Genomic DNA, 8,299 nt, shown 5'->3' on the forward strand with positions numbered 1-8,299 from the left:
GAAGGTTCGTCATTGATTCGGGCCTGCGCAGCAGGGGGTACGGCTCGCAATGACGACTAAATGTTCGTCTTTGATTCGGGCCAGCGCAGCTGGGGTAAGCCTCGCCGTTCGCCACTCGCCACTCGCCGTTCGCCACTCGCCACTCGCCACTCGCCACTCGCCACTCGTCCCATCACCGCGTCCGGCGCCGTGCCTCTAGAATGTTGGGCAGCTGTCCGATCCGCGAGAGAATGCGGCTGAGTTGGTCGGTATCGGTGATCTCGACCGTCACCAGCATCTTCGCCGTATTCCGGTGCTTGTCGGAGCGGGTGTCGGTGGTCAGTACATTGATCTTTTCGTTGGCCAGCACGGTTGAGATATCCCGCAGCAGACCCTGCCGGTCGACGGCCTCGATCTCCAGATCCACCTGGTAGGTGTTCTTGTCACTGGCACTCCAGTCCACCTCGATGATACGCCGACGCTTCTCCTCCGGCAGGTTGAGGATGTTGGGACATTCACGACGATGGATGGTGACGCCTCTACCAAGGGTGATGAACCCGACGATGGGATCGCCCGCCGCCGGAGTGCAGCAGCGCGCCATGTTGGTCAGCAGGTTGCCGACGCCCCGGATATGAATATCCCCGCCCTTGGCACCCTTGCGTCTCTGCACCGGGGCCAGGGTATCGGTTTCATCCTCGCGACGGGTCAGATGATGCACGGCGTGGCCGATCTGCGCCGTGTTGATATCACCCCGGCCGACGGCGATCAGTAACTCGTCGACCTGCTGCAACCCGAAGTGCTTGGCAAGCTTCAACCGATCCAGGTCACCCACGGCCAACCGGTGCAGCTCCCGGTCGAGGGCCGTTTTACCGTCGGCGATGTTCTGCTGGTGATCCTGCTGCTTGAACCAGGCACGGATCTTCGAGCGTGCACGAGAGGTCTTCACGTACCCCAGATGGGGATTCAGCCAGTCGCGACTGGGGCCGCCATGCTTGGTGGTGAGGATCTCCACCTGTTCGCCGGAATGGAGTTCATAGGTAAGCGGTACAATTCTGCCGTTTACCTTGGCGCCGCGACAGCGATTACCCACCTCGCTATGGATGTGGTAGGCGAAATCCAGCGGCGTGGCTCCCTGGGGCATATCGATGACCTCGCCATCCGGGGTCAGCACATAGACGCGATCCTGAAAGACCTCGGATTTGAAGCGATCGATGAAGTCGCCGGCGCTGCCCTCTTCCTCTTTCCACTCGAGGAGCTGGCGCAGCCAGGCGATCTTGTGCTCGAAGTTCTGGTCTTGCTTGCGGCCCTCCTTGTAACGCCAGTGCGCGGCCACACCCAGCTCGGCGTGCCGCTCCATATCCCAGGTCCGAATCTGGACCTCCAGCGTCTTGCCCTCGGGCCCCACCACGGCCGTGTGGATGGACTGGTACATGTTCTCCTTGGGAGTGGCGATATAGTCGTCAAACTCCCGCGGAATATGCGGCCACAGTGAGTGGACAATGCCGAGCACGTGATAGCACTCGGAAACGTTGTCGACCAGAATGCGAACCGCCCGCACGTCATAGAGCTGATGGAATCCCAGCCCCTTTCGCTGCATCTTTTTCCAGATACTGTAGAGATGCTTGGGTCGGCCCTTGATGTCGGCCTTGATCCCCGCCTCGGTCATCTGCCCTTCGAGAATGCCGATGACGTTTTGGATATAAAGCTGGCGATCGACGCGCCGTTCCCGCAAAAAGCGCGCGATTTGCCGGTAGGTAATCGGGTCCAGATAGCGGAAGGCGAGGTCTTCCAGCTCCCACTTCACCTGCCAGATACCCAGGCGGTTCGCCAGGGGAGCGTAGATATCCATGGTCTCCCGGGCGATCCGGCGCTGCTTCTCCTCGGGCAGGTGCTTGAGCGTACGCATGTTGTGCAGCCGATCGGCGAGCTTGATGAGCACTACACGCACATCTTCCGCCATGGCCAGGAGAAGCTTGCGCAGGCTCTCCGCGTGAGCGGATTCCTTGCTGCTGTCGCCCAGGTCCTTTTGATAATCACCGATGATGCGCATTTTGGTCACCCCATCGACCAGATGGGCGACACCGGGACCGCAGCTCTCGGCGATCTCCTCCAGGGTGAGGTCGCTGTCCTCCACCGAATCGTGGAGAATCGCCGCCCCCAGACTCTCGTGGTCAAGATTGAGTCCCGCCAGGATATCGGCAACGGCAATGACGTGGGTCAGGTAGGGCTCTCCCGATGCCCGAATCTGCTCCTTATGAGCCCGCCGGGCGAGACCGACCGCGCGCCGAATAACCTCCAGCTCCTTACCGGAATGGCGGTGCCCGATACGCGCAATCCAGGCCTCCGGATCGGCTCGGGTATCGGTTTCAGGAACTTGGCTTTCGACGTAGACCATAAGATTTTGACAACTCAGGGCGGCATGCCCATCGATTTAGACTCTTATTTGATCTTAGGTTTCCATTGAAGTCTCGGCGACCGGTTTTTGACCACCTCTTCGGCCGCCGCTGTCAACTTCGCTCTCAGCCAGCAATGGGCGGCATCCTCGTCATGGCGGCGATGCCAGACCTGAAACAGCGGCAGGGGATCCAGTGCAAAGGGCGGTTCGCACCAGGCGAACTCCCGCATCAAACCGGAATCGAGCATGCTCGGCAGGATGGCGAGCAGGCCGGTGCCGCGCATGAAGGCCGGGATCCCGGCGACATTATCCACCACCACCGCGACGTCACGATGAATACCGAGCGCCCGAAACTGTTTCTCAAAATCGGCCTTTTCACTGTCTTCATACTGCAGCCCGATGTGTCGGGCCGCAAGATAGGCCGCCAAATCCCCCGGAGGCTGGGTCTGGCGCCCGTCGTAGAAGCAGACCAGCCGGTCTTCAAGCAGCTGTTCCGTGTGGACGTCACTGCCCTGCGGCGGCCGAGGGGTGATAATGAGGTTGCAGCGATCTTCACGCAACAGCTCCACCTCCGGGATGCCTGCCGGAATAACCCGCAGCCGAATCCCCGGCGCCTCCTCACAGAGAGAGCGAAGTACGCGCGGCAGCAGGAGGTCGCGCTGGAAGTCGTTGGCGGCCACGGTGAATTCCCGCCGTGCGGTAACGGGATTGAAATCGGGGGGCTGTGCAATCGCCTTCATCCCCTCCAGCACCGAGCGTGCCCGTTCACCCAGGGTTTCCGCATAGGCGGTCGCGACGATGCCGCGTCCCGACTTGACGAACAGCGGGTCGCCGGTGATATTCCGCAGCTTTTCCAGCGTATGGCTCACCGCCGACTGGGTCACACCGAGCCGTTCCGCCGCCGCAGTGACGGAGCCCGACTCGAGAACGGCAACGAAAAGCCGCAACGATCGCCCATCAAGGCTCAAATAATCGAAATCGCTCATAGGTCCCATGATAAATGCATTGTTTATCTTTATAAACAGATCGGCGACGATTGCTGCCTTTTTCTGGTACTCGCGAAAGCGATCCCCAACGGTTTTCTCATCAATAACGGATCAGAGTTTCGAACCATGGCCAAACGCTTCGTTGCCGTCACACTATTCCTGCTGGTTATCTTCGGTGGAATCTTCGGATTCAAATACCTCCAGATGCAGGGAATGGCCGAGGCGATGTCGCAACCTCAGCCGCCGGCGGTGGTCTCCACCACCGAGGTCCGGCAGGAGACCTGGCGCCCCTCACTGCGGGCTGTGGGCAGCCTCACCGCCGTTCGCGGCATTGATGTCGCTTCGGAAGTGGCGGGCAAGGTAAGCCGTGTCACCTTCGAATCCGGCTCCGTTGTGGATGCCGATACCCCTCTGATTGAGCTGGACGCTACCGTGGACAGGGCCACCCTGGAGGGCGCGAAGGCGGACCGGCGACTCGCACTGGTACAGTTGCGTCGTTCCGAAGACCTGCTGGGGCGCCAGGCCATCTCCAAATCGCAACACGATGAGGCGCAGGCAAAATATGATGCCGCCGATGCGCGTGTGGCCGAGCAGGAGGAGAGGATTGCGCAGAAAAGTATCCGCGCTCCCTTCGCCGGCGTGCTCGGTATTCGCCGCATCAATCCGGGCCAGTACATCTCACCGGGTGCCCGCATCGTTTCCCTGCATGCCCTCGATCCGATCTATGTGGATTACGCCCTGCCCGAGCGCTATTTCTCGGAAATGCGCAAGGGATTGCCGATCGAGGTTCGTGCCGACGCCTATGCTGACGAGGTCTTCAAGGGAACGATTACGGCCATCGACTCCGGCATCGATGTCGGAACCCGGTCCATTCGCCTCCGCGCCAGCCTGGATAATCCCGATGGCCGCCTGCGGCCGGGGATGTTTGTCGAAGTACTCACCTTTAATAATGAGTCGCGCGAGGTACTGACGGTTCCGCGGACCGCCGTGAGCTTCAACACCTACGGCAGCTTCCTGTATGCCGTTGCTGAGGAGGAAGACGGCACGCTGAGGGCCAAACGGCAACAGGTAACCACCGGGGAGGTCCGCGAAGGTCGCGTGGTGGTAACGAAAGGGCTGCAGGCCGGGCAACAAGTGGTCCGCGCCGGACTGGTGAAGCTGCGCGACGGTCAAGCCATTACCGCCGATAACAGCGTCGAGCTCGAGGACGCCGAGGTAACTACGGAATGAAGTTCACGGACATCTTTATCCGTCGGCCGGTCCTGGCGACGGTAGTCAGTCTGTTGATACTGCTGCTCGGCGTTCGTTCGCTCGGACTGCTGGAGGTACGCCAGTACCCCGAGATCCAGAATACGGTGGTGACGGTTGCGACCGCCTACCCGGGTGCGAGTTCGGAGCTGGTCAAGGGCTTTGTAACCACACCTCTGCAGCAGGCCATTGCCGAGGCCAACGGCATTGATTACATCAATTCCAGCAGCTCCCAGGGTGCCTCCGTCATCGAGGCGCACATGGAGCTCAACTATGACCCGAACGCCGCCGTGGCCGAAATCCAGGCAAAGGTCGCCAGTAAGCGCAACGAGCTGCCCGCCGATGCCCAGGACCCGGTCATCGATTCCGCCACCGGCGACTCGACGGCCCTGATGTATATCGCTTTCTATAGCGATACGGTACCGCGTCCGCAGCTTACCGATTATATCCTGCGTGTCGCGCAGCCCCAGCTGCAGGCCCTTCCGGGCGTCGCCAAGGCGCGCCTGTTCGGACAGCGTTTCGCCATGCGTATCTGGCTCGATCCCCAGCGCATGGCCTCCCTCGGAGTCACGGCCGATGATGTCGCCGAGGTGCTCCGTGATAACAACTACCTGGCGGGCGTGGGCTCCACCAAGGACAAGTATGTCCGCGTCGATCTCACCGCCACCACCGATGTCTCGGCGCCTGAGGACTTCGACGACCTGGTGGTGCTGAGCGAAGGCGGCACGCTGGTCCGGCTTGGCGATATCGCCCGCACGGAACTGGGGGCCGAGGATTACGAGTCGACCGCCTGGTATAGCGGCACCCCTGCCGTTTTCCTGGCCATCGAACAGGCTCCCGGCGCCAATCCGTTGACCGTGGCGGAAGCGGTCAACGACGAGGTGCCGCAGATTCGGGCACAACTGCCGGACGGATTCAACGTTCGCATCCCCTACGATGCCAGCAAGTTCATCAACGACTCCATCGACGAGGTGTATAAAACCATCGCCGAGGCGGTGCTCATTGTGCTGCTGGTGGTCTACCTGACGCTGGGCTCGTTCCGGGCCGCCATCGTCCCTGCGGTGGCGGTTCCGTTGTCGCTCATCGGCGCGGCCTTCGTGATGTACGTCCTCGGCTATTCACTGAATCTGCTCACGCTGTTGTCCATGGTGCTGGCCATCGGTCTGGTGGTGGATGATGCCATCATCGTGGTGGAGAATGTCCACCGGCATATCGAGCGCGGCGAGACCCGTTTCCAGGCAGCCCTATCGGGGGCGCGGGAGCTCGCGGTGCCGATCATCGCCATGACCACGACACTGCTGGCCGTTTACGCCCCCATCGGCTTTATGGGCGGGCTGGTCGGTTCACTCTTTACCGAATTCGCCTTCACCCTTACCGGCGCCGTATTGATCTCGGGCGTTGTCGCCCTCACCCTTTCGCCGATGATCTCCTCCAAGGTGCTCAAGCCTCACGGCAACCAGGGCCGCTTCGAGCAGTTCGTCGAACGCAGTTTCGAACGGCTCTCTGCAGGCTATCTGAAGCTGCTGCATGGAGCACTGGAGTCGGTGCCGGTTGCGGTATTCTTCGGTGCGGTGATCCTCGCTTCCATCTATTTCATGTTCATCACCAGTGAAAGCGAACTCGCCCCCACCGAAGACCAGGCCATTCTGTTCTTCCAGGGCACGGCACCGAGGACGGCGACGCTCGACTACCACAAGGTCTACACCAGGCAGATTCAGGGCCTGTTCGAGGAGTTCCCGGAATACCACGAAGGCTTCACCATCCTTGGACGCAGCCCCGATACGGTCTTTGGCGGTTTCAAGATGGAATCCGTTACGGAGCGGGAACGTTCCCAGATGGAGATCCAGCCCGAGGTGGATGCGGCGCTGAAGGGTGTAGCGGGATTCCAGACTGCCGTCTTTCCCCGTCCCGCCCTTCCGGGTTCCGGTGGCGGACTGCCGGTTCAGTTCGTCATCACCACCGACCGGGGCTATGAAGAGCTGGCGGGAACCGCCGACGCGCTCATCGGCCGTGGCATGGGGTCGGGCAACTTCATGTTCCTGCGCAAGTCGGTGGAGATCGATCGGCCCGTTACCAATCTCCTCATCGACCGGGATCGCGCCGGCGATCTGGGCATTTCCATGGAGGAGATCGGCCGCAATCTCTCGAGCATGCTGAGTGGCGGCGAGGTGAATCGCTTCAGCATGGACGGACGAAGCTACAAGGTCATCCCGCAGGTGGAGCGCGAATTCCGGCTCGATGCCGCGATGCTGGAGGACTACTACGTTCGCGCCGGTTCGGGGGAGCTGGTGCCGCTGTCCACACTGGTGCGGCTGAAGGATGGGGTCGAGCCCTCAAAACGGACGCAGTTCCAGCAGCTCAACTCCCTCACCGTGGAGGGGGTCATGATGCCGGGGGTCGCCCTGGGTGACGCCCTGGGCTACCTGGAGACGCAGGCCCAAGAGCTCTTCCCGAAGGGCTACGGTTTCGACTACACGGGTGGTTCGCGCCAGTTTGCACAGCAGAGCAGCGCGTTGATGGTGACCTTCTTCCTGTCGCTGATGGTCATCTACCTGGTGCTGGCTGCGCAGTTTGAATCCTGGCGTGATCCGGCCATCATCCTGGTCTCGGTCCCGCTCTCCATCGCCGGGGCCATGGCCTTCATCACCCTGGGTTTTGCCACCATCAACATCTATACCCAGGTTGGACTGATCACGCTGATCGGCGTGGTGGCGAAGAACGGCATCCTGATCGTCGAGTTCGCCAACCAGTTGCAGATCAAGGAGCGGCTCTCGAAACGCAAGGCGGTCGAGCAGGCCGCATCGATCCGGCTGCGGCCCATCATCATGACCAGCATCGCGCTGATTGTGGCCATGGTGCCGCTGCTCACCGCTGCAGGGCCCGGTGCGGTGAGCCGCTTCCACATCGGCCTGACCGTCGCCACCGGCCTCGGTATCGGCACCCTGTTTACGCTGTTCGTGCTGCCCGCCTTCTACCTGCTGCTGGCCCGCGACCACACCAAGGCCGAACCGGAGAAAACCGAATAATTCTCGGCTCCTCAGCAGAATTTGTGGATGCCAAGAGAAGAAATTTCCTCTCGCCAAGACGCCAAGAACGCCAAGAAATCAACAATTCTCTTCCAGCCGATTAACGATGCGAGTGATGCCGTGCTTCATGAGTGCCTCGCCAAAATTGAGCAAGTACCCGAGTCTCCTGTCGGCGAGTCGCAAGTACGTGAGGAGTTGCTTCTTGTGTGCATTATTGAGCCTCTCGACACACTTGAGTTCGACAATGACCTTGTATTCGACAAGGAGGTCGGCCCGAAAGCCCTCGTCAAATTTGATACCTTGGTACTCGACTGGAATGGAAACTTGCCTTTCGACCTGTAAGCCCCTCCGTCGAAGCTCGTGTGCAAGGATAACCTCATAGACCGTCTCCAGCAGACCAGGACCAACCTGCTGATGAATCTGCACCGCAATGTTAACGATCTGCTTCCCAATCGCATCTTCCGTCATTTCCCACTCCCTTGGCGTTCTTGGCGTCTTGGCGTCTTGGCGAGAGCAATAAGTTCGTTGCCAAGAACTCGCCGGCAAGTGTTCCTAACTACTCACCCCTTCCTTGTTCTTGCCGTGGAATCCACGGAAAAACAAGTAACTCTCATGAAAAATTTCCTCTCGCGAAGCCGCCAAGATCGCCAAGAAAACCTCTCTTT

At 60.5% G+C, this 8,299-nt stretch carries 6 protein-coding genes; 3 read left to right on the top strand and 3 right to left on the bottom strand.

Annotated elements, in window-relative coordinates:
- Positions 1-172: 172 nt before the first annotated feature.
- Positions 173-2,374, bottom strand: coding sequence for a GTP diphosphokinase (gene relA / locus Q7L05_RS07760; protein WP_303904369.1), 2,202 nt, complete (start codon positions 2,372-2,374; stop codon positions 173-175).
- Positions 2,375-2,418: 44 nt separating this feature from the next.
- Complete coding sequence (locus tag Q7L05_RS07765; protein ID WP_303904373.1) at positions 2,419-3,369, bottom strand: LysR family transcriptional regulator; 951 nt, start codon at positions 3,367-3,369, stop codon at positions 2,419-2,421.
- A 117-nt stretch (positions 3,370-3,486) separates the two neighbouring features.
- On the opposite strand from Q7L05_RS07765, the gene Q7L05_RS07770 reads away from it, so the two are divergent.
- Entirely contained in the window at positions 3,487-4,590 is a 1,104-nt protein-coding gene (locus Q7L05_RS07770; protein WP_303904376.1) for an efflux RND transporter periplasmic adaptor subunit, read from the top strand.
- Positions 4,587-7,634, top strand: coding sequence for an efflux RND transporter permease subunit (locus Q7L05_RS07775; protein ID WP_303904379.1), 3,048 nt, complete (start codon positions 4,587-4,589; stop codon positions 7,632-7,634). Before Q7L05_RS07770 ends, Q7L05_RS07775 begins: the two co-directional genes overlap by 4 nt.
- A gap of 78 nt (positions 7,635-7,712) precedes the next feature.
- Here the strand turns inward: Q7L05_RS07775 and Q7L05_RS07780 are convergent, their stop codons facing one another.
- Positions 7,713-8,102: a GxxExxY protein gene (locus Q7L05_RS07780; protein ID WP_303904382.1), complete on the bottom strand. Its 390-nt coding sequence runs from the start codon at positions 8,100-8,102 to the stop codon at positions 7,713-7,715.
- Here Q7L05_RS07780 and Q7L05_RS07785 point away from each other — a divergent pair.
- A partial coding sequence (locus tag Q7L05_RS07785) for a hypothetical protein (RefSeq protein ID WP_303904530.1) occupies positions 8,049-8,299 on the top strand: 251 nt, incomplete at its 3' end. The genes Q7L05_RS07780 and Q7L05_RS07785 overlap by 54 nt on opposite strands.

Origin of the sequence: Thiohalomonas denitrificans (assembly GCF_016841685.1) — a bacterium.
GTDB lineage: Bacteria > Pseudomonadota > Gammaproteobacteria > Thiohalomonadales > Thiohalomonadaceae > Thiohalomonas > Thiohalomonas denitrificans_A.

Coding starts and splice junctions, on each gene's coding strand:
- relA (WP_303904369.1), bottom strand. CDS start 2,374: ATGGTCTACGTCGAAAGCCAAGTTCCTGAAACCGATACCCGAGCCGAT.
- Q7L05_RS07765 (WP_303904373.1), bottom strand. CDS start 3,369: ATGGGACCTATGAGCGATTTCGATTATTTGAGCCTTGATGGGCGATCG.
- Q7L05_RS07770 (WP_303904376.1), top strand. CDS start 3,487: ATGGCCAAACGCTTCGTTGCCGTCACACTATTCCTGCTGGTTATCTTC.
- Q7L05_RS07775 (WP_303904379.1), top strand. CDS start 4,587: ATGAAGTTCACGGACATCTTTATCCGTCGGCCGGTCCTGGCGACGGTA.
- Q7L05_RS07780 (WP_303904382.1), bottom strand. CDS start 8,102: ATGACGGAAGATGCGATTGGGAAGCAGATCGTTAACATTGCGGTGCAG.